The 24,021-nt window shown below is 27.2% G+C and carries 17 protein-coding genes; 2 read left to right on the top strand and 15 right to left on the bottom strand.

The window, feature by feature from the left end; all coding sequences use genetic code 4:
- From CJJ23_RS01605 to CJJ23_RS01595, 3 genes are read right to left on the bottom strand one after another with little or no spacing between them, the layout of a single operon-like run.
- The gene (locus CJJ23_RS01605) at window positions 1–981 is read right to left on the bottom strand and encodes an MAGa3780 family membrane protein (protein WP_095334639.1); all 981 of its coding nucleotides are present in this window, start codon (window positions 979–981) and stop codon (window positions 1–3) included.
- A gap of 17 nt (window positions 982–998) precedes the next feature.
- Window positions 999–2,135, bottom strand: coding sequence for a tRNA uracil 4-sulfurtransferase ThiI (thiI, locus tag CJJ23_RS01600; protein WP_095334638.1), 1,137 nt, complete (start codon window positions 2,133–2,135; stop codon window positions 999–1,001).
- On the bottom strand, window positions 2,135–3,892 hold the full coding sequence (locus tag CJJ23_RS01595; protein ID WP_143823605.1) for a hypothetical protein: 1,758 nt from the start codon (window positions 3,890–3,892) through the stop codon (window positions 2,135–2,137). Before CJJ23_RS01595 ends, thiI begins: the two co-directional genes overlap by 1 nt.
- 276 nt (window positions 3,893–4,168) lie before the next feature.
- On the opposite strand from CJJ23_RS01595, the gene rpsD reads away from it, so the two are divergent.
- A complete protein-coding gene (gene rpsD, locus CJJ23_RS01590; RefSeq protein ID WP_095334636.1) occupies window positions 4,169–4,768 on the top strand; it encodes a 30S ribosomal protein S4 in 600 nt (199 codons plus the stop codon).
- A gap of 15 nt (window positions 4,769–4,783) precedes the next feature.
- On the opposite strand, the gene CJJ23_RS01585 is transcribed toward rpsD, so the two are convergent.
- The 7 genes from CJJ23_RS01585 to gyrB all read right to left on the bottom strand — a co-directional run bounded on the left by CJJ23_RS01585 (window position 4,784) and on the right by gyrB (window position 16,925).
- Window positions 4,784–5,791 carry a DHH family phosphoesterase gene (locus CJJ23_RS01585; protein WP_180738002.1) on the bottom strand — a complete coding sequence of 336 codons (1,008 nt, stop codon included), beginning with the start codon at window positions 5,789–5,791 and terminating at the stop codon, window positions 4,784–4,786.
- Window positions 5,792–6,614: 823 nt separating this feature from the next.
- On the bottom strand, window positions 6,615–9,326 hold the full coding sequence (locus CJJ23_RS01580; protein WP_095334634.1) for a lipoprotein 17-related variable surface protein: 2,712 nt from the start codon (window positions 9,324–9,326) through the stop codon (window positions 6,615–6,617).
- A 159-nt stretch (window positions 9,327–9,485) separates the two neighbouring features.
- Entirely contained in the window at window positions 9,486–11,090 is a 1,605-nt protein-coding gene (locus CJJ23_RS01575; protein ID WP_095334633.1) for a hypothetical protein, read from the bottom strand.
- Window positions 11,091–11,412: 322 nt separating this feature from the next.
- Window positions 11,413–11,838, bottom strand: a complete 426-nt coding sequence (locus tag CJJ23_RS01570) for a PTS sugar transporter subunit IIA (RefSeq protein ID WP_095334632.1) — start codon at window positions 11,836–11,838, stop codon at window positions 11,413–11,415.
- A gap of 1 nt (window position 11,839) precedes the next feature.
- Entirely contained in the window at window positions 11,840–12,952 is a 1,113-nt protein-coding gene (locus CJJ23_RS01565) for a mannitol-1-phosphate 5-dehydrogenase (protein ID WP_095334631.1), read from the bottom strand.
- A gap of 2 nt (window positions 12,953–12,954) precedes the next feature.
- The gene (locus tag CJJ23_RS01560) at window positions 12,955–14,733 is read right to left on the bottom strand and encodes a PTS mannitol transporter subunit IICB (RefSeq protein WP_095334630.1); all 1,779 of its coding nucleotides are present in this window, start codon (window positions 14,731–14,733) and stop codon (window positions 12,955–12,957) included.
- Window positions 14,734–14,987: 254 nt separating this feature from the next.
- On the bottom strand, window positions 14,988–16,925 hold the full coding sequence (gene gyrB, locus CJJ23_RS01555) for a DNA topoisomerase (ATP-hydrolyzing) subunit B (protein WP_084231958.1): 1,938 nt from the start codon (window positions 16,923–16,925) through the stop codon (window positions 14,988–14,990).
- A gap of 95 nt (window positions 16,926–17,020) precedes the next feature.
- Between gyrB and CJJ23_RS01550 the strand changes: the two genes are divergently transcribed.
- Window positions 17,021–17,761 (top strand): phosphotransferase, encoded by a 741-nt coding sequence (locus CJJ23_RS01550; RefSeq protein ID WP_095334629.1) that lies wholly within the window; start codon window positions 17,021–17,023, stop codon window positions 17,759–17,761.
- Between the two features lie 56 nt (window positions 17,762–17,817).
- Here CJJ23_RS01550 and CJJ23_RS01545 read toward each other — a convergent pair whose 3' ends face one another.
- The 5 genes from CJJ23_RS01545 to CJJ23_RS01520 form a co-directional block, all read right to left on the bottom strand.
- The gene (locus tag CJJ23_RS01545) at window positions 17,818–18,963 is read right to left on the bottom strand and encodes a hypothetical protein (protein WP_095334628.1); all 1,146 of its coding nucleotides are present in this window, start codon (window positions 18,961–18,963) and stop codon (window positions 17,818–17,820) included.
- Window positions 18,964–19,094: 131 nt separating this feature from the next.
- On the bottom strand, window positions 19,095–20,213 hold the full coding sequence (locus CJJ23_RS01540) for a hypothetical protein (protein ID WP_095334627.1): 1,119 nt from the start codon (window positions 20,211–20,213) through the stop codon (window positions 19,095–19,097).
- 81 nt (window positions 20,214–20,294) lie between these two features.
- Window positions 20,295–21,407 (bottom strand): hypothetical protein, encoded by a 1,113-nt coding sequence (locus tag CJJ23_RS01535; RefSeq protein WP_180738001.1) that lies wholly within the window; start codon window positions 21,405–21,407, stop codon window positions 20,295–20,297.
- Window positions 21,394–22,308, bottom strand: a complete 915-nt coding sequence (locus tag CJJ23_RS01525) for a hypothetical protein (RefSeq protein ID WP_095334624.1) — start codon at window positions 22,306–22,308, stop codon at window positions 21,394–21,396. Before CJJ23_RS01525 ends, CJJ23_RS01535 begins: the two co-directional genes overlap by 14 nt.
- 708 nt (window positions 22,309–23,016) lie before the next feature.
- Window positions 23,017–23,841: a hypothetical protein gene (locus CJJ23_RS01520; protein WP_095334623.1), complete on the bottom strand. Its 825-nt coding sequence runs from the start codon at window positions 23,839–23,841 to the stop codon at window positions 23,017–23,019.
- Between the last annotated feature and the right edge of the window lie 180 nt (window positions 23,842–24,021).

Genomic DNA, 24,021 nt, shown 5'->3' with positions numbered 1-24,021 from the left:
TTATTTATTTTCATATGTATCAATATTTTTATGCAGCTTTCCCCATGAAAAAAACTTATCTTTGATTACTGATTCAGATTTTTTGTTTAAACGAATTTTTCTGTATCATTTTTTTTCAAATGAAAAACAAAAAATTTCATAGAACTTAATTTTAAGTAAAACCATAGCAGCATAAATATAACTTCAGGAAATTAAATTTAGTAAAGCTAAAATAACTAACTGCATAAAAACTCTTAAGAAAATATTGGCTGCTGTAACTTCAGTTAAATCTAATGAAAATGGATTATAGGGGTCTGCGAAATGATAAATTAAAACATAGGTCGTATAATCTGCAATATCTGAAGCATTTTGGTTTTCCAAAATGTTGTTGATTAAAATATCTGATTCATAAGAAAGTAAAAATAAAATTGTTATTGAAATATAGTAAAGAATAATATAAATTGAAATTATTAATCTTGTTCTTCTTTTGATAATTAGATCTTTACGATTTAAAAAGAAAATTGCTACTGTAACAACTGGAAATAATCCATGACTCATGATTGAGTGAAAATTATCTTGTGCATTTGTTCATTCGACTGTGTAAGAAATTAGTGCTCAATAAATTGTAAAGGTAATTGTAATTAAAGCTGCTGCCGAAAAAATAAAATTTTTGGCTCAGTTAGTTTTAATAAATGCAATTACTAAAACGGCTACAGCAGCAATTAAATTAGTCTGAGTAGTAAAGTATAAAAAACCATAACCATGACCTACGAAAACGTATAAAGCATTTGAGTTGACATCTCATGTTGGACTCTTAATTAAGTTAATTGTCATCATCTCAATCAACATGAAAAGTCCAAAAATTAGAGTAAACAAATCAAGAATTTTAAATTCTTGATCTTTTAAAACAAATATATTTCTACCTCTAATTACAAATCCTTTAAAGTTGTACTTAAAAAGAATGAGGTTGAAAAAATTATTAATTTTATATCTCGTTTTCATTTTGCTTTCTTTTATATTTATTCTACTTCAAAAAACTCTGCCTTAAATGAAGAAATAACTTTTTTTTCAAACTCATTTATTTCATTTAGTTCATCTTCAAGTTGTTTTGCTCTTGTAATATTGGGTCTAATAACTGGCTGCTTTGGAGCAAATAATTCACAAGATTCACTGCACTGTTTTATAGATATATCATGAGTTAGATATTTTTTAGAGCGGTTAATAATATCGTTTTTATTTTCAGTTATTAATGGTCTAATAATTTCTAAATTACTTTCACTAGCAATTGTGTTTAAAGACTCTAAAGTTTGTGAAGCAACCTGTGCTAAATTTTCCCCAGTTGAAATTGCTAATGCTTTTTCATTTCTTGCTAACTTGTTTGCTAAGCGCATAAATGATCTTCTCATTAAAGTAATTTTATAACTTTGATCACTAGTTAAACCTATGTAATTCATTAAGTCTGTATATTCAGTAATATAGATTTTACTACGCCCTTGGTACTTAGTAAAAACCTTCATTAAATCTCTTAATTTTGCAACTGTATTTTCATCAGTATGAGGTGGAGTTATGAATGCTAAAAAAATAACCTTAACTCCTCTCTTCATTAAATCAATTGCTGCAACAGGAGAATCAAAACCACCTGATAAAAGATGAATAACTTTTCCAGAAACTGAAACAGGTAGTCCTGATAAGCCATTAATTATTTTATCAATAATATAAATTCCATCTTTTCTAACTTCAATAATTAAGTTTAAAACAGGATTATGTAAATCCACTTTTAAATTAAAATTTTGAATTATATAACTTCCTAAATTACGATTAATTTCATCACTACTAAATTCAAAAGTTTTGTCATTTCTTCTTGCACTTACTTTAAAAGTTTTATAAGATGGGTCAATTATTTTTTCTAAAATTTCTTTAACTTCATCTAGATTTTTTTCCACTTTTAAAACTGGCGAAATTGTACTAATTCCTGGAATATGAATTAATTTTTCTAAATAACTTCCATCATAATTAATAAACATTCTATCGTATTGTGCATCAACTTCAGTTTTTAAAATTGCTTCAATATTATCTTTTAATTGTCTTGTAAATAATTTTCTATTGTCACCTTTTAAAACTAGTTCACCGTATCTAATTAAGATTTTGTTATACATTAATTTACCTTTCTAATTTTCTTTAAAGCAGTTAATAAAAGTAAACAAGCCATCACATAATTATTTTTTTTGACAGCTTCTTTTACTTCTAAATATGCTAAATCTAATTCTTTTATTTTAAGTCTGTATGAAGCAAAATTATAGTTCAAAACATTATACATGTTGTAAGATTCTATCTGTTTTCAAAATTGTTGAAAAAACTTTGTAGTTGATTTTAAATAGTTTTCTATATCAACATAAATTGAGTTATTTATCTTATTATTATTCATTTCATATTCTTGAATAATTTTGGCAGTTCATGTACTTATTTTTAAAATATTTTTTTGAACATCTTCACTAACTTTGAAATTAATTTTATTTGCTAATGCAACGATTCAATCGAATATTTCATAATAATGTTTAAATCTACTAAAAATATTACTACGATTATAAATAGCAAAATTGACATTATAATTTAATGCATTTGCTCTTTTAGAAATTGAATGAATTGATTTAATTGCTTCTTGTAATTGAAAAAAATTATTCATTAATAAACTGATTGCAGGTGTTTCACTTTGTTCAATGTCTTCATCACTTGAAGAAATTAAATTTTTATTTAATTCTTCAATTGCCTTCATCAATTTAATATTTTCAATTATCTCTTTTACCTTTTTCATATCATCAGCAATGGCCTTAATTTCAAGAGAATAATTTTCATCTTCATAAGCAAGATCATTTACTAAAAGATTAATTTTCTTTTCTAATGTTTTTGAAAAATTTGTAAGTTCCTTATATTTTTCAACTATCTGTTCTGCGTAACCATGAATAAAAATAAGTTGCTGAGATGAGCGATTAAAAAAGTCTAAAGCACGATCATAAATATTTAAAATTTGATTTATTTTTTCATCAATTTCATCAAAATTTGAATCATCTAAATTCTCTTTAATTTCAGTAAAAAGTTCATTGATATCATTGATAGCATTATCCAATTTAAACTTAGGAATATTTTGCTTTTGAGCAAACAATAATTTATTTTCTAAGTCACTTAAAAAGATACGACACTTACCTAATTCAGCATCGCTAGCAAAGTATTCATAGAATAAAATTTTCTTTAAGAGCCTGTCTCATTTTTTGGTTTCATCATTTAATTTATTTAATTTTTTAGATGAATCTTTTTGGTTAACACCTGCGTTAACAATTCTTTTATGTTCTTCAACAAGGCTCTCATGTGTCTCTGATAAAAAATCTTTTGTATAAACTAAACGAAACTGATTTTCATTTAAAAATCTTTCAAAGGCTGTCAAGTTATTATCAACAATTAAGTTCATTTTATCAAAGCTTTCTTTACGATCGTTAATCGTATCAACGATTTTTTGTCATTCAATTCTTGATGACAAAATCTTGCTGTTAAAAGAAAGATTTTCGAGATAATTTTTAATCAATTTTTTAGGATTATATAGTTCTCATTTTGAGTCAAAATTATTAATTGTTTTACCTAAAAAGTGTTCATATTCTTTTAAGTTCTCATAATATTTATCGTAAATTTCTTCTAAGTTTTCACCAACTTCTAAAAATTCGGTGTTTTCCTTATCAGAATTTAAAAGGTATTGCATTGTATTATATTTATCCTCGACATCCTTGATGATGTCAGTATTTTTAGTTTGTTTTTTTCGTCTTGACCTGAAGTAAAGTGTCGCTGAAACAAAATAAATTGTAGCAAGCAATGCAAGCATAAAGGCAATACAAGAAACGATAATTAAAATGTGTCATCAGTGCATATTTAGTTATTATAAGTCTATAATTTTAAAGCCAGCTTAAATATTCAAAAAAACTATTTTGAGCCTAAAAAACCTAAAAAAATAAATAGTCAAGGTTTTGCATTTTTTTGCTAAAATAAAAAGACAAAGCAGCAGTAAGGTTTAACTGTCAACCTTAAAAAATTCTCTTGATTTGCGTGTAACTTGTAAGCTGACAAGCGAAAACATTAAATTTTTAAGAGCAGTTAGATACTTATTTTTCTTTGAAATCAAAACATACACTTAAAAGAGGTAAAAATGTCAAGAATTAGAGGCTCAGTTTTTAAACGAGCACGTCGTTATGGTTTTTCTATCTTAGAAACTGGTAAAGAATTTTCTAAAGGTAAAAAACGCCAATATGCTCCAGGGCAACACGGAAACAAACGTGTAAAACTATCAGATTATGGGAAACACTTATATGAAAAACAAAAAGTTCGTTTCTTATATGGAATTAATGAAAAACAATTCGCAAGAAGCTTTGAAAAAGCTTCAAAACGTAAAGGTGTTACAGGTACAAACTTTTTACAATACCTAGAGCAACGTTTAGATAATTTAGTTTATCGTGCAGGTTTTGCTGAAACAAGAAGACAAGCAAGACAATTTGTAAACCACGGTCACATCTTATTAAACGGCAAAAAAGTTGATATTCCTTCAGTAATTGTTGAAGTTGGTTCAACAATTAGCGTTAAAGATGGATTATTCAAGTCTGAACAAGTTAAACGTTCACTAGAAGTTAGAAGTGCAGCAGCTTGAATGGAAACAAAAGGTAATAGTTCAACTTTTACAAGACTTCCAGACCGTAAAGAGTTCTTAAAAGAAATCAATGATTCATTAATCGTTGAGTACTACTCAAAATAAAAAGAAAAACAAGGGTTATCCTTGTTTTTTTATTTCTTCTTGAAGTAGTTTAATTAATTCAGGTTTTTGATTTTCGATGTCATCTAGAGTTGCACCTGAAGCGTTTTTATGTCCTCCACCTTTAAAACGTTTAGCAATTTCATGAGTTGCAACATTTTTGGAACGCATTTCTAATTTTCATGTTTTTAAATCTTCGTTTTGAACAAGTGAAAATCAAACTTCATAATCATCGATATTAGCAACTGTGTTTGTAAAACGAATTGCAATATCAGAAGTTATGTCATATTTTTTTAAGGTTTCTTGATTAAGTTCAAAATAAATAATTTTGTCTAAAGTAATAGCGTTTTCTAAAATGTGACCTGAAAGTCTTGAACTTTTTAAAGTTTTCTTAGCTAAATTGTCATAAAGTTCTTTGACATTAAAATCTTGTCTAAGCAGTCAAGCACCTAGTTCCAAAGTTTCAAATCTATTGCCCGAATAAGCAAAACGATTTGAATCGGTTGTAATTGATAAATATAAATATTTAGCAGCTTTAGAATTAATTTTTCAATTTAATGTTTTTGCAATTAAAGTAATCTGTTCCCCTGCAGCAGCAGCATCAGGATCAATATAAGAAGCAATGAATTTTTCATCATGATTTACTTCATGATGATCAATTCTAGCAATTGCGTGAAAATAATCACTTGTGAAATATTCACCTAGTTCGATTCTTTCTTTTTGAGAAACATCGACAGTAATTGCTAATGCTTTTTTAGGATCTTTAATTTCACTAATATCATTAAATTTTCATTCCATTCAAGGATATGCATCATAAGCATTACCTATAATGTAAATTTTTTTATTCCGATAATTCAGTTTTAATAATTCAGCGAGTCCTGCTTGAGACCCTAGGCAATCGCCATCAGGGCGAATGTGATGAAAAATTGCAATTTCTTCATAGTTTTTAATAACTTGATCAATTTCTTGAATTGATCCAATAATTCTGGTTGAGTTGTTTTGATTCATGCTTATATGATATTGCAAAGAAGCCTATTTAGTCAAACTAATTTAAAAGGTGAAAAAAATTGCAGTTTTCAAGTCTTTTGAGGTTGAAAACTGCTTAATTTTTTTGAATAAATGATTTCTGGAAATGCTGATGAACAAAATGTTAGTTATAACATTAAAAAATATTGTTTGATTTTTCATCTTTAATATGTGGTCTGCATTTAATTTTGAAATTATTGTGCTAATGAGAAGGTCTAAAATTTAATAAAATTATGCATCTGCTGCATCTCATTTAAATCATAAAATTACTTATAAATATAGGTTGGTAATTTTAATCAGGAAAATTAAAGAATTAGAAAATATCTCATAACAAGATTAAAAAACTACTTTTGCTATTTTAAGGCGAAAATTCATGTATTTTAGTGACATTAATTGTAAAAAGTATATTAAAAATCAGGCTATTTATAAGCCTGATTTACAATAAAAAAAGGACGACATAATATGTCATAAATCAAAAAAATGATTATTATGTACAAAATTTATATCATTCGCCTAAATATTTACATACTATTTAGGCTTAAAAATTATACCATAAAACCATTCTAAGACATTAAAAAAGCCCCTTTGAAATCTTCAAAAGGCTTTTGTTCTGCTATCTAAAGGAGGGTTTTATTCAAATAGATTTTCGACAAAATTCAATTAAAAACACAACTTTAGAAGGTAATTTTACTAAGCATTTATACATATTTAGACTAATTATTAGAACAAAATAATGAATTAAATTTTAAAAACCACAACATATAACTGCTGTGGTTTTTAAAATATCTAGTAGAAATCTTTAGTTTCAGGTTGTTTGATTCGCCTATAAGGGTGTAGATGATACAGTTCCTGAACCTGTACTACCTGAAGGTTGTGCAGGTGAAGTACTTCTAACCATAGTGTCTTTTGTGATAATTGCTTCTAATAAAAATCTAATTGCAATTGCAGTATTATTTTTATATTTATGAGTATCACTAACTGTATGATCAGTATTTGCCACAGGTCTTACAAGTGAATCAAATAATGAACGCTTGATTCTTACAGCAGTTGTTCCATTTGCGGCAGTGGCATGACCAGGATCTTTTGCTTCAAATAGTCCATAGAAATACCATTTGACATTATCGTATTCAAAATAATTTCTTGAAACACCATTACCACCATTAGTCCATGGTTTTCCATTTTCTTTTACAGGTCCTGTAGTATAACCTGCTCAGCCACCCAATAGTAGAGTTTCCTGATTAGATCCAATACCGTTAACTTTTGTATTACCTGATTTGATGGTGACTTCAGAAGGTAATTGAGTGATTGGGTATGGATTTATATAGAATGTTGTGGTTTTTGAAGTTAATGTAGGATTTTTTAAAGCTGCTTCAACCATTTTTAGACCAAGTGCATTTGAAAATGCATCTAATTTTTCATCGCTAGTTTTAAATATATCAGCAACTTTTTGTATTAATCTTCTTCAGTTTGTATAGTTATCAAAGTTTTCGATTCCTATATGAACATTTTTGTCACTGCCTGCACTGACAATATCAGTGTCATTATTTGGCACTTTAACATTCATAAAATAAGGTGTGTACTGAGCAAAATCATTAGTTGATTTAATACCGATTTCTGCATCAGTTACTTCGTTTAAATCACTTTTGATTTTGAAACTTGCTTCAACTGAAGCAACTTTATCTTGATCATAAACTGATTTAACAGTTCACTTATTTTCATCTGCTATTGGACTTAAATGATAGCCAATAACAGCATTAGCATCGATATCTTTTGTTCCATCTGCTTTTAAAGCATTAAGTGATTCAACTAATTCTTTTAGTGGTTCACGTGTTTGAGAAGTAGTTGCTGGTGTTGTTGCAACTGGATTAAAGACATTTGATAATTTTTTAATATTTTCTTCATCAGCACTAGTAAATGAATTTTTATAGTAGAAACCTGATAAAATCGGTGTTAAATAAGCTCTTCCAGTTAAAAAGCCTGTTGCAACGGCTTCACGACCCGTTGCATTTTGTTTAGAATCTTGAGCAGTAACTGTAATATTAGTTTCATCATGATTAACATCTGTATATTTTCAGTACTTAGTTACACCATTATTTGTGCTTGAAAGTAGTAATTCTACTTGCAAGTTTCCTTTAGTGTTATCTCAATTAATGTTGTTATTTGCAGCTGTATGTTTAATAATTTCAAATTTAAAACCTGCATTTTTTAATGGATTATTAAGTTTATCTAAACTATTTTTTTCAGGGTAACCATTTGTTTTTAAGATTGAATTTAGAGAGTCAAAATCGCTATCTAAAACTTGTGAAGCCATCTTTTTAGTTATCTCATCTGAATTTTCAGTACCTGTAAATTCAAATAATAATTTAGAACTATCGTCACCTACTTTAAGTGCTTTATAAGCGGCTAAAGCAAATTTTTCTTCATTTAAAAATCCTGTAATAGTTACTTCTTTACCAGCTTTAGTGATGTCAGTTTCTTTAGAACCTGCTTCGCTAAAGTATTTATCATTAGATTTAAGAATAACTTTAACTTTTAAAGTGTCTTGGGTATCGTTAGCTTCTAAAATCTTTACTTCAACACTTGCGCCTGTGATTGAATTATCACCTTTTAGTAGTGGAAATAATTTTTCTAGATCAGTTTTATGAGTTGTTGCATCTACTTTTGAAGGTCTTAAACCTGCTAAAGAAGCACTATCTTCAACTTTTAGTTGATGCTCTTTCACTCTTTCTTTATAGAATTTTGCAGCCTTTTCAACATCAGGATCTGATGCTTTTAAGCCTGTTACATTAACTATTTTACCTGCATCAGTTGCACTAACATCAACTAATGTTCCATCTGTTTTATATAGTTTGCCATCACTTGATTTTAAGGTAACTTTAATGCTTAAAGTACCATTAAAATCACTTTTAGCAGGCTCATCTAAAAGTTTAATGTCAACTGTTGTATCTGTTAATTCTGTTGGAATTGTATAAAAACTTGCAAAGTCTGCACTAGTTACATCAGATGCTTTTTTAGTTGCTAAAGATGATAAAGCAATTAAAGATGTTCCCACTTTTTGGCTATATCATTCTTTTGCTAATTCTGATTTAGTTTTTCGAACTGTTTGAGTTGGAGTTGTAAATGAAACACTTATATCCACTTGTGATTCTGATTGATCTTTACCTCCGCCATAAGTCAGTGTTAAAGTTACGATTCCGATTGTTGCAGCAGATGCTTTATTAGCACTAGAGACTATTACATCTTTTAGATTTGCTTCTCCAAGTGCTATAGATGACTTAAGCAAAGCGTCAAAAGTTACCTTGTCAGTTTTCACGTTTGAAGCAGTCAAAGCAGAAATTAATTCTGCTTTATTTTTATATTTAGCTTTTGCTTCATAAGTTTTTGATTTAACTGAATCAACTATTTTAAGTAATGTTTTTTTATTATTTTCTTTAGTTGATGCTTGTTGTCCTGAACAAGCAATTGCTGTTGTAAGAATGCTTGCAGAAACTATCCCTGCTAAGATCAGGAACGATTTTTTAAATGATTTTTTCATATCTTTTTGATATCCTTCTTTTGTTTTAATTTTTGTTCGTGGTGATTATAGAACAAATGCAAAAAAAGCCTTTAATTTTACAAAAAAAGCTCTTTTTTATTTACTTTGATTTTTTAAAAATCAATCTTTAAATTAGCAATGAAATTAATTTAAAAAAACTTAGTTTTTAAATTTATTTTCATAATAAATTTTTACTGCAGCACTTAAAACATCGCTGATTGGATTAATGAAAGTTGGTACTTTTGTTGCGTAAGCGATGTTACCTATATTAGAAGCAATGTTTAAATATTTTGCAAAAATTGCTTGCTCTTCTTCACTTGCAGTTTCACCGTTAGGATAATAATCTTCTAAATATGAAGCCATATAATTTGATGAATAATCAATTCCTTCTTCTGTGGCTTCAGGTATTTCTGGAGAACCATATAGAATTAAATTATTTGCTAAATTTGTAACAGGATTAAAATTTACAAAGTCGTAATTTTTAAATCCTTCTTTAGTAAATGTACTATTTTCATCATCATACATTTGTGAAGTTTCACTAGAATTTTTATTTTGATATGTTCCATATAATTCATCAGGAATTGTTTGATAATCTTCAACAAATCAACCATCATATAAACCATCATGAGTTGTTTTTAAGACATCTCTCTTTTCATTTTCAGTTAAGTATGAAGGTAAAATTAAACCGTCGATTAAAACAATTTCTGTTTTTAATTTTTTAATTCTGACAGGAGTTATATCAATATTATTTTCTTCATCTTTATATTTTTGAAAATTATCTTTTGCAAAAAAAGCATCGATTGCATCACCATTATACATAACTGATGCGCCGACATTTAAATCGGGATTAATTAGGCTATTTAAAACAATGTCACTATCAGGTAACATCTGTAATTTCGCAACATCTGCAAAGGTTGAATTATTTGTCGCGTTTGAAATATCAGTGCTAAATTGATCTAAATATTTTTGATACTTGTCATCTTTTAAACTAAGAACAGGGTCAAAATTTTCGACTTCTTGATTTACAAATTTTGATGAACCAATTGCATAGTTATCTCTCATTTCATCGTGTACAACAATCATTTGATTATTACTAAATAATGAGTTAGTAATTTGCATAACATTACCTAATGAATTGTCTTGATTTTTTTCTGCTAATCTTGTGTCAAAATCGATCTCAAGATTTTCTTTTTCTTTATCAGTTAATTTAGATTTATCTAGATCATTTCAGTCATATGCAAAGATTTTTTCTTGTGCATAATATGGCACAAAAAAGTTTCAAAAATGTAGTGGCTGATTAGGATATTTGTTTTTTAATTTTTCATTACTATTTAAATATTTATCATATGACTTTAATTGCTGATAAACTACAGGTGTAAAAGTTTTTTGCGCTCAATCATCATCATAAAAATTTGCACCTCTTGGTGTTTCTAAATTAAAAAAAGCATCATAATCAATTGGCTGAATTAAGCCTTCTTTTATAAAAGAAGCAGCAGTGTATAAACTAGTAATTCCTGAAGCAATTTTTGATGCTAAAAGTTGGTCTTTAAATTCTTCAACATCGCTATATGTTCTATAGTTGAAATGCTTTTGCATTTTCTCTAAATTTGAATCAGAAGCATACTGTGAAAAGTTGAAAAACACCTTTTTTAGGGGGTTTGTGTCTTTATAAGCAAATGCGGCAGCAATTCCTGCAACAGTTAGTGCACCTACTGAAACTCCAAGAATTGCATTAAAAATTCTTTTATTAAATGGTTTTTTCAATCTTCATCCAATCAACTCAAAAACTTTAACTATTTAAAGTTAAATCCGAGTTTAAGTTTTATATATTTTGTAATTAATAATTATTGATTTGATGAAGGGAGGATATATGTAAAGAAAAATCAATAGAAGCTATTTTGCTCTAAAAACAGATTATCCTTTAACATACAAAACCTCCTTAAAAAATGATTAAATTAATAATATCACGATGCAAAAAAATACTCATTTAATTTTAAAAATTTTTGTATTTTTAAATGTACAAAAATTTGTTTAAAAATACTTTCTCAATCAGTGAGAAAGTATAAATTAAAAATTAATTTTGTAATTATTCTTGAGTTAGAAAATCAAAGATTTTTTGTGCTGTAACTTGCTCATCAAACATGACTTTTTCCACTTCATCTATGTCACTAAAAGCAATGCCTATTTTTTCAATATATTCCATTTGATTTGATGCTTTTAAAGCAAGTACAACAACAACTTTTATTTCGTTATCACCAATACTAATTACGTCTTTTAAGTGATAAACTAAAACCTCATTTTTAAGAATTAAATCTTGCGAACCATCTTCACCATGAGGTAAAAATAAATAATTACCAAGAGAAACTGAAACAGATTTATCACGATTAATCATTGCTTGTTGATAACCTTTTTTAACTGAATTTAGATTAATTAAATCTTCTTCAGCAACTCTAAAAATTTCATATTTATCTTTGAAATTTTTATTAATTTTAATGTTTTCTAATTTGATCATTTTACACCTTTTTAATATTTATAATTTGTTTAACTACTGAAATGGGTAGTTGTGTATATTTTAACAATGTTGCTTCTGCACCATTTAATTTGATTTCTTGATTTAGATCTTTTGATTGTAAATCATCTTCATTATTAAGATCTATTAATAACTTAAAAGGAATTAATAATTTGTCATAATTAAGATTATATTTTAATGCAGGTTCAAGTGCTAAATGATAGCGCTCCCCTGGACTAATTTTAGTAATAGGATTTCTTATAACACGATTATTTGTGTCATATAATTCTGCAACATTAATTCTTTTTAAAAAAATATTTGCATAATTTTTTAACTCATCTTTTTTAAATTTAGGAAATGATTTTAATAATGATTCAATAGCTTGGTTATGAAATTCATCAAGTAAAACTAAGTTATCTTCTACTTTCAAAGTTTCATCAATATACTTTAAAGATTGTTTATTTCCTAGTAAACCAACTAGTGTATGAGAACCATTAACTAAAATTATTTTGCGGTTAATATATGAATCTAAATCATCGCTATAGTCAACAAAATTAATCTTGGTTAAACTACTTTTATATTGAGTTTTATCAATTGTGATTTCATAAAATGATTCGCATAAAAGATAGTTATCATTTGAATTTTGCACAGGCACAATTCTGTCGACAACTGTATCGATAAAGACTAATTTATTATTAATAAATTTAGTCTCAATTAAACTTTTAAATTTTGAAGAAATACGATAGCCATTTTCAAAAAAGATAATTGCGATTTCATGATCTAATTCAAAATTTTTAAAAGCTTGTTCAAATATTTCAAGCAGATATTTTAAATTATTTGACCCAATTGAAGTCGAGATAAAATGAGCTGCTCTTAACTTTTTAATTAGTTCACTTTTTTCATTAGACCAAAGCGAATCAAAATTTGTAATTTCGAAAATTTGATTAGTGTCAAGGTATTTTATTAAATATTTTTTTTGACTATTTAATTTAGAAATTACTTCTTGATTGCTATCGACTAATGTAAAGTCAAAATTATTTTTGAAATATAATTCACCAATTAATGCTTTACCAATATTGCCTGCACCAAAATGAAGTGCTTTAATTTTTTTATCCATAATTACACCTTCATCTTTTCAGCTATTTTTAATAGTGAATCCGTATCTGATAAGTTATTGATTATTTCAAAATCATCTTTATTAATTTTTTCAACAACTTTATCTTTAAGATCAAAAGTAGTAATAATTAAGTTATCACTTGCAATTACTTGTTCAATTAAAACTAATTGAACATTAATATTTTTAAAATTATTAGCGATTAAAATACCTTGAAGAATAGCTGAAATTTTTTCACTTTCATTGTCAATTTTATTGACAACTAAATCAATAATTTTGGTTTTTGATTTAGTTTTACCATCTTCACTTTTAATGCGATCAATAATTTCTTGATAAGCATTTTTATTAATCAAGTTATTAATTGATGTCACTTTTTCAGAATCTGTTTTTTTAAGCACGCGACCTTTAAGGGCATCAACTGTGATGATATATTCTTCTTTACCAGTGACATCAGCAATTGATTTATGTTCAACCTTGATATCGTTTAAGCCGTTTGTTGCGAGTAATTTTTTCAATATTCCTGTACCCATAACTGATGAACCCATTCCTGCATCGCAAGCAATTGTTAATGTTTTGACTTCTTTTATGTTAAATGAAGTTACTGAAGGTTTAATTTCAGTTTTACCTTTTGCTTTCATATCAGCAACTTTTTGTTTTGCTTCGCTGATACTAATTTCTTCTTTATAGTGTTGCTTACGAATTTTTCGCACAATTTTTTCAAATCAAAAAATCACAAGCCCTACACCAAAACTAACTACTACACTACCAAACATTCCGATAGTTAAACCTGCAACTGAATTAGCATCTTTAGCTACTTGTGTATATTGAGCAATAACTGAACCGGGGCTAACTGGTGCAATTGCTCCTGCATTAAATAGCATAAACATTCCATTTCCAAAAATACCTGCTGAAATTAAAGCAATAATTAGCATTGGTTTAACTAGTACGAATGGAAAATAGACCTCATGAATTCCACCAAAAAAGTGAATGATTGAAGCAGAACCTGCTTCACCTTTGACTTTTTTATTATTTCCAAAAATAATATATAAAAGCAAAATTCCAAGCCCTGGACCAGGGTTTGATTCAAGTAAGTAAAGAATTGATTTACCACTTGTTAAGACTTCCTGAGTTGCTAACGGTGTGAAAACACCATGATTAATTGCGTTGTTTAAAAATAACACTTTAGCAGGTTCAACAATAATTGCTGCTAAAGGATAGAGCGAATAATTTGACATTCCTTGCACAATTTTACCTAGTGCAAAAATGATGTAACCAATTACATAAGCAGCAACAAAAAAGCCAAAAACTGCTAGTAAAAAGCCTAAAATTCCTAGGTAGAAATTATTGATTAACATTTCAAAACCAGGTTTAATTTTATGGATCCAAAACTTCTCGCTATGTTTTAAAATCGCAGCAGATAAAGGTCCATAAATCATCGCACCAAGTAGCATTGGTGCTTGACCTCCTGTAATATTTACGAAAATACTACTTTGTCCAGCAGCAATTGCTGAAATAGTTACTAAAGCACCCATCACACCACCACGTAGTTGATAGATTTTTTGCCCACCCATGAATCCTATTAAGATAGGAATTAGGTAATTAATTCCAATCCCGACTAAATTATTTAAGTCAACATTAGGAATTCATCCTGTGGGGATAAAAAATGCAGTCAGCAGTCCTCAAGCAATAAAAATACCAATAATCGGCATTACCATACCACTTATAAAACCACCAAAACGTTGTAGTTGTGCTCTTGCTTCAGAAAGAAACACTTTTGTTGTCATTTAAAACCTTTCATATTTTTTAACCATATTTAACTGTTTTTGAGATTTTCAAAAAGAGCAAGACAGGTTAGAGCATTATAATTAAAATGCGATTTATTCGGGTTTTCAAAGCACTTTATTTATGTTTTAATGATTTTGTTTCACAAAAATTTCCACATTTTCTGATAAACGGCATGTTTTAAGATTCTAACAGTCATTAAAAATAAAAAACCAGCAGAATTAACTGCTGGTTTAAGATTTGATTAGATTAATTTTTAAACATCTAAATCAACAACGTAACGTGCATTTTCTTCAATAAATTCACGGCGCGGTAAGACATCATCACCCATTAAAGTTGTAAATGTTCAGTCTGCTTTAGCAGCATCATCAATTTGTACTTGATACATTGCTCGCGCTGCAGGATCCATTGTTGTTTCTCAAAGTTGTTCAGGATTCATTTCCCCTAGCCCTTTATAACGTTGCATACTTGCATTAACTGTTGGTGCTAGTGATGCAAGATATTGATTTTTTTCTTCTTCAGTATAAGCGTATTTTAGCGTTTTACCATGAGTTATTTTGAATAAAGGAGGTTGAGCAATGTAGACAAAACCGTATTCAATTAAAGGTTTAAAATATCTGTATAAGAATGTTAATAATAAGGTTCTAATGTGAGCACCATCGACATCGGCATCGGTCATGATAATAATTTTATGGTATCTTAATTTATTGATATTGAAATTATCACCAATTCCTGTTCCAAAAGCAACGATTAATGATCTAATTTCTTCGTTACCTAGAACTTTATCGATCGCATTTTTTTCTGAGTTAATAACCTTACCTCTTAGTGGTAAAATTGCCTGCACTTCTCGGTCACGCCCCATTTTGGCACTTCCGCCCGCTGAATTCCCTTCGACTATGTACAATTCACGTCTTTCAGGGTTTTTGCTTGAACAATCTGCTAGTTTTCCGGGTAGTGATGAATTATCAAAAACTGCTTTTTTACGCTCAGCATCACGTGCTGAGTTAGAAGCAATTCTTGCTTTACGTGCTGAAATAACTTTTTGGACAATTAGTAATGCTTGAGCAGGGTTTTCATTTAAATATCTTTCAAAAACTTCGCTAAAAACTTTATTAACTGCTACACGAGCATCTTTATTACCTAGTTTTCCTTTAGTTTGTCCTTCAAAAATCGGGTCTGCATGTTTGATTGAAATAATTGCACTTGCACCTTCTTTAACATCATCACGAGAGAATTTTTCTTCTTCTTTTTCCTTACGAATGATATTTTTTTCCATGGCATAGTTATTGATTAATCTTCAAAGTGCATCATTAAAACCTTGTTCATGAGTACCACCTTCAATAGTAGTAATGTTGTTTGCATAGGAAACAACATTTGAAGTATAGCCTTCGGTATATTGCAGGGCAACTTCTACATAAACATCGTATTCACTACCTTGTGAGTGACTTCCTTCGGCATAAATAATTTCTTCATGAAGATGTTTTTTTGATTTATTAAGTTCTTTAATAAAATCAACGATACCACCTTCAAAAAAGAAGGTTCTTGAATCATTAATGCGATTATCATTTACCTGAACAGTAATTCCACGATTTAAATATGCAAGTTGTTTAGCACGGTCTAAAATGATTGATAGTTCAAAATCATTTTTTTCCATGATTGAATAATCAGGGCGAAACTTAATAATTGTTCCACTTCTTTCACCTTCATATTCACCTACTACTTTTAAAGGTTCGCTGTTTTTTCCACCATCAACAAATTCAACGTAATAAATCTTATTATTACGATAAACTGTTGCACTTAAATTAGTACTCAAGGCATTAACAACACTGGCTCCAACACCGTGTAAACCACCTGAAACCTTGTAGGAATTTTTATCGAATTTTCCACCCGCATGTAAAACTGTTAAAACAGTTTCGACAGTTGATAAGTTAGTTTTAGGGTGAATATCTACAGGAATTCCACGACCATCATCTTCAACTGTAATTCAGTTATCGTGATCAATTGTGATTGTGATATTTTTAGCATGACCTGCAATTGCTTCATCGACTGAGTTATCAACGATTTCTCAAATTAAGTGATGTAGTCCTTTTTTTGAGGTTGTTCCAATGTACATTCCAGGTCTCTTTCTTACGGCTTCTAAACCTTCAAGCACCTGAATATTGCTTGAACTATATGATGAATTGTTATCTGACATTTATTACTCCAAAATTCTTACTTTTATTTAAAAAAATAATTTAATATAATTATAGCAAAATAAAAGTTAATCATTTAATAGATATTGAGGTAAATATGGAAAAAATTAATAAAGGTATGACGAACAATTCTTACCGTGATGGTAACACTTTTTACCAAGTTAAAACTAATAATTCACTTAACCATCGCATTGACTATCAAGTCCTAGGTGAACTAGATTTTGTACCTAAATTGATAGAAAATACATCTACTTATACTAGGTGAGATTTTGTTGTGGGTCAAGAATTTACTAAGAGTGAAGAAAACTTAAAAAAACTAGCAAAAATGCTGGCACAAATTCATAATTCAAAATTAGAGTTTCCTAAATTCAATCACCGTGATCGAGTTAATACTTATCGCAAAAAACTTGCTGAAAAAAACTTAAAAATCGATGTGATCGACGCTTACTTTAAGAGAATAAATTTAATCTTAAGAAACATGGATACAACTACACCAGTACATAATGATTTATTTCCTTTTAATTTAATCGTTGATAAAGATCAAAAAATTTGAATTGTTGATTGAGAATATGCTTCACTAGGTGACAAACATTTTGATTTAGCTTATTTTATTGAAAGTGGAAAATTAACTGATCAAGAAGAAGATATCTTGCTTGATAATTATGGTTCATATGATTATGAAAAAATTATTCAACATAAAATTTTTGTCAATTATTTAGTTGTACTTTGAGTGAATGTGCAACCTGTAAAATATTTTGATGATCAAGAATATATTAATCGTATTTATGAACTTGATAAGTTTTTGAACGAGTATCGAACTAAACATAATTTGAAATAAAATTTTGATTGATATAAAAAAGTCTGCCTTAGGTTGCAGACTTTTTTAAACTTTTTTTACTTATTTGTGTTTTGGGAATAGTTTCTTAAATATGCTTTTTGAGCAATTCTAATTGCATATTTTTTTACATAACTATTTCTAATTAAAGAAACTATGGTGTAACCAAAAGTAAAAATAAAGGCATATACAAAATATAAAATTACACCAACTAATTCATACTTTGCACCACTAGAAACAAAGACAGCAAGTTTTGCATTTTCAGGATTTTGCAAACTAGTTAAATATGAATAACTTGAAAAAATAGAGCATAAAAAAACTAATAAAGATACAGTAAATAAAATGTCTAAAGCTCAATTTAAAATAATTATTTTAGTTAGTCTTTTTGACAATAAAAGCATCTTATCATTAATTGCTTTTTGTGTAATTAATCCTATAAATGTAAAGTAATTAAATAGCCAAGAAAATAAAAGATTCTTTTTATAATATTTTTCGTAATTTTGATTACGAGTGTAATAAATAGTTTTTATAGGGATACTAACAAATCTACCAAGGTAAATAGTATAATGTTCAATTCTATCAATTAACTCTGAATTAAAATAATTTGTTGTGATTTCCTTTTGATTAATACTTTTTAATTCTTCACTAAAAAAATACTTACCTGTTCTTTTATTCGAAACTTTTTCAAGGTTTTTTAATCAATTAAAGTTGTTATTTATTTTACTATTGTAGTAAGGAATGAAATCGTGGTTGAAAGTTATATTCTTATCTACGCTTAAAATCTTATCAATATTTTTTATTACAATGTAATTGTTTATTGGTGTAATAATAAGATTGGCTAAAAACGGTGAAAATGTTATTAATAATTTGGTATCTATTAAATAAGGATCCTCTTTTTTTAGCAATGCAAAAATAAATAGAAATGTTGCAGTTACACCTGATATAGGTATTGGCAAACCCATTAAAGCACCAACAGATAAGTTAAAGCGAAGACTGATTTTATATCTAACTCATCGATCAGCTAAATTAGCTAAGACTATTTTTTTAAATAAGTGGAAAATCAAAAATGTTCCTATAACAGGAACATAAATTAATTTTGTAAATTTCATATTTGCAAAATTTACTAAATGATATGTGTCTGATATTTTGAAATAAAAGACATTTGATGGTCAATTATTTTGATTTTCTAAATCTCTATTATTCATGAAATTATTTTAATATATTTCAGTTTATTAATATAAACAAAATCATGTAAATCAATGGTGTTAAAATAGAGAATAATTAGTTATTTAATAAACAAAATAGCCAACTTTTGAGCTGGCTATTTTTTATGTTATTACTTTTTAAAATTTCTTAGATATTCTTGTTGGCATCATTTTACTGCAAGTGTTTTAACATATCAATTACGAACAATTGATAAACCTGCAAATGATATAACAAAAATTAAACAATACACATAATGTAAAATTATGTTTTTAACTTCATATAAAACACCTGTGGATACTAATGAAATATTTTCAGTTGTATTAGTAATGCTTGGTAAATATGAAAAACTTGTGTATATGCTTGACAAAAAGATAAACAAACCTAATGATATAAGTACATCAATTATTCAATTGATTGTAACTAATTTAACTATTTTTTTAGATAAATTTATCATCTGATCATTTATCGCTTTTTGATTAAGATTAGATAAAAAGTTAAAGTAATTAAATAAATTAGAAAGTGGAAAAGATTTATTTAAAGATTTTTCTAATTGCTGATTTCCACTTGTTTTATATTTTACATAGCTAAGAGGATTAAGTGGACCACCAATATATGGCGTTACTTCTATGACATCATCTACTTTAGAATATGTATAGTTCACACTTACTTCATTTTCGTTTTTACTTTCTAGGCTTTCGCTTAAAAAGTACATTGTTTGTTTTTTATTTATAGATTTAGCAAGAATTTTAAAATAATTTTCATTATTTAAGATTTGACTATTTCTATATGGTTTGAAGTCGCTTGCAAACTTTATGTTCTTGTCAACCTCTAAAATTTTTGCAATGTTTTTGACAACATATAAAACAAGAAAAGGTGATGATACAATAGCAACTAAAAAGGGTATCGATATGTATAAGAGTTTTCATTCGAATAGCATTTCAAATCTAGTTACTGGTCAAATAAATAAAAGAAGAGTGATTGCTATAGTGATAGGGATAAATAAAATTCAGTGAATTAATAATCTTAATGACATCCCTCTTGCATATTTATATCTCAAACCCCTGTCAACAAGGTTTACAACCACTATTCTTTTAAACAGTGAAAGAAACAATATAGTTCCTATTAAAGGTATGTAAATAAGTTTAGTAAATTTTGTGTCTGCAAAACTTAATAAATGGTATTGATCTGACATTTTATAGAATAAATATTTGTCATCTTGAGGTGGTGCTGATAAAAAATCTTTTTTCATAATTAATATATTTTACTAATTAAAACACAAAACATATTCAAACAATCAGAGTTTTTAAAATCAAATTTGAAGTTAAAAATTTTACTTTTCATTCAAATATTCTTTTTCGCATCATTTAACTGCTACACTTTTTACTATGATATTTCTAAAAAGTGACACAGCTGAAAATGATAAAACGAATAAAAGAAAGTAAACCCAATGCAAGATGACATCATTTATATTATAGACAAAATCATTTGACACTAATACCGTATTATTTAAATCAGATGCACCAGATAAATTTTGAAGATAAGAAAATCCTGTATAAATGCTTGATAAAAATACAAATAGAGAAATAGTTACAAGAATATCAAAAGTCCAATTTATCAAAATTAGATTAGTTAGTTTTTTTGATAGTGAAATCTTTTTATCATTAATTGCTTTTTGATTAAGTGTTCCAACAAAACTAAAATAATTAAAAAATCATGAAAATGGAATTGATAAATCTTTCTTTTTATTGCTTTTAGTAAATCTACTTAAAGCAGCTTCATTTTCATCTCATAACTTGTATTCTTTTTTATCTGCAAAAAGTGATTTTCTATAATCAGAATTTGTTTCTACTTCATGGATACTTTTTAAATTTTCACTTAGTGAATATCTATTTAATCTTTTATTTCTAGATCTGTAAAGATTTTTAAAATAATTACCATTGTCAATGATTTGACTATTGCGATAAGGTTTAAAATCATCAGGAAAAACAATTGTTTCATCGATATTTAAAATCGATGATAAGTTCTGAATAACTATTCTATTAGTAACTGATGATCAAAATAGTAAAAATAAATCTACAAAAATTAAAATCCATATTTTAGATTCTATTGTTCAGATATTTAAACCAGGATGCAAAAATAAAATAGAAGCAAGAATCATGGTAATTAATGCAAAAACAATAAATGGTGATGAAAGAAAAATCATAAACTTAGTTTTTCCTTTTGATATAAGTTTTCGATCTATGAGATTAACTAGAACTTGTTTTTGAAAAAGCGAAATCAGTAAAAATGTTCCAACAATTGGAAGATATATTAACCAACTAAATTTTGTTTTTAAAAATTTATTTAGATGGTATTGGTCAGACAATCTATAGAATATATCTTTTTCTAAATTTTCTTTTTTATTTAATAAATTTGTCTTTACATTAATATTAATACTGTCCATAAGTATCTAATAATGTTTCAAGTATAAACGTAGCAATTGCAATAACAGGTGATGCTCAGGAAGTTGCATAAGTTACTGTTTTAATTATTTTAGCAGCAGAAACTACATTACGAATGGTGCTAACAATATCATAGAATCGATTTAAAGTGCTATATACTTCTTTAAGAGAGTACAATGTTGAAGCAAGAACATATGAAGGTTGTGATAAAATTCACTGTTCTGCTCCTAGAAATATAAGTCCTTGTGCAGTATAAGTCGCAGCTTGTGTTGTTGCTGCAACAGCTCAAGGAACGGTTGCTCCAAAAGTTCAGAATGATGCTGCTCAGAAACCTGCTGCAGTTGCACCAGCAACACCAGCAACAATTAATGAAGTTTTGTAACTTTTATTAAAATCTGCAGCAATAGATCTAACTGTCTGATAATTGCTTGATGAATAATAACTTTTGTGAGATTCTAATTCTTCACTAGTTTCAGCAACTTGGCTAGTTAAATTTGCACCTGAAGTATCGTATTGTGAAATATCGATATTTTTATCTTTTAAGAAATTATCAAGAGCCGATTTAACATCTTGATGATTTTCTAAATTAGTTAGATAGTTATCAATGAATTCATTTGCAACTGATTGCATTTTTGAAATTGTTGATGCATCTAAATCAGGTAGCGTAACACTACTTTCACCATTTGTATTTAGTGAAAAAAATGATTTTGCAGATTCACTGCTATTTTGTTTTCCAAAATTTTCAAAAACATTGGCAACACCCTTTTTAACATCTATAATAAATGCATTTTCTTGTGCATTTGTATTACTAGTTTGAGAAACAATAACTGGAGTAATTAAACCAACTGCTAAACCTGTAGTTGCTAATCCTCCTAAGATTATTGTTTTCTTTTTAATTTTCATATTATCCTCGTTCTGGGAGATATGTTGTGTAATTTTATATCGTTTATGTTGTTATGTTTTATCTCCCTAAAATAATTTACCATAATTATTCATAAATTTTTAAAAAAAAACTATTAGTAAATTAATATTTAACAATTACTTACATATACACAAAAATTATTAACTATTTTTTAGGGGAAATAAACTTATAAAATGTTGATTCAATTATAGAAAATATAATGTGAAAATAAACGATTTTACATTATATTATTTCACAAATTTAAAAATTATTATTCTGTGAATTATCTATTTCATAATTTCAAAATAATTTAGTTTTTTTATAAGATCAAAATCAATTTAAACGTAAATGATACTTTAATTATTTCGGAAATAATAATAATTGTAAAAAGTCAAAATTTAATTTTAATTTTGAGGTTTTAAAAGACAGTAAATTAGTAAAGCATGTAAAACATAATGAGAAATAAAATATAAAATTTTAATTAATTTACTAGTTTAAAAATGTTTGAGACTAGATACTCAAATTTTTATTATAGTGAAGGGTAGAAAAAGAAAGACACTTTAATTTGATCTTGATTAGATAGTTTGTTTTAATCATGGTTTAAATAATTTTTAAATATAAATATTTACTAAAATTATTTTTTACAAAAAAATGAACTTTCTTTTTTGAAAGTTCATTAAAATAATATTTATTACACTATTTATAAAGTCTTAAAAACTTGTAGTGCTTATGCTTTTGGCTTCTGATAAATCTTGATGATAATTTCTAAAATTCTCAATTTTATATAGAATCATTTTCATCTTTGCTTTTATAAGTTCATTTCTAATTTGCTTATTCATTAAAGCTGTTGCAACTCATAAAGAAACTACATATTGAGATAGTTCAATATAAATTTTAAATTCTAAATTAAAATTTTCTTTTGATTCTATAATTCTTTGTATGTTTTTCTCTGCTCTAGTTTGTAATTTTTTGATTATAATTCTTCTTCTTCTTAAATTGTGATCCAATTCAAGATTTGAAGTTTTAGGTAAAATTGAATATTCTGAGTAGTTTATCAATTCATCGTTATCGACCCTAGGATGTACATTGCCAGTTTTAGATCTCGCGATTAATTTGGTTAGGTATGATGCAAAAATAAAAATTAAATCAACACCAAGATTTGCACTAATAGAAATGCCTAGTCATTTATACCCTTCATTTCTAAAAGTGTCTATTGCTAAATCATCTGTTAAAGAAGTGAAACTTAAAAATCTTCCTTTTGCAAAGGATACTAAGCCACCTATAAAAAGAGCAATTTGAATAACTAAAACCGATAATAATATTCAACAATAAATGAAAAAATATATTTTAGGGTTTTCTTTACGTGATGCATAAACAAAATTTTTGGATAAACCTGTTTTGCTGATTAGAGAGTCATTTGTCTTTCTATAAAAATAAGATCAAAACACTAAGTACAAGATTAAATTTACTGTTGCAAAGATTGCAATAGGAATTATAAACACAATTAATTTTGATATAAAAAGTGTATTTTCCATTTATCCCTCCTTATGAAGCATTATTTTATTAATTATATAATTATAATAAATATTTTAAATGTTCAATAAAAAAATGTTATTGGAAATTTTTTTTCATTTTTAAATTAAGGAGTAAAGCATTAGTAGAGTTTTTTAAATTTGTCTGTATTTGAATGGTGATTGTCAACCTAAAATTTTTTG

This window comes from Mycoplasmopsis agassizii (assembly GCF_002276225.1).
Lineage (GTDB): Bacteria > Bacillota_I > Bacilli_A > Mycoplasmatales > Metamycoplasmataceae > Mycoplasmopsis_B > Mycoplasmopsis_B agassizii_A.
This window is presented reverse-complemented; position numbering and strand designations above follow the sequence as displayed.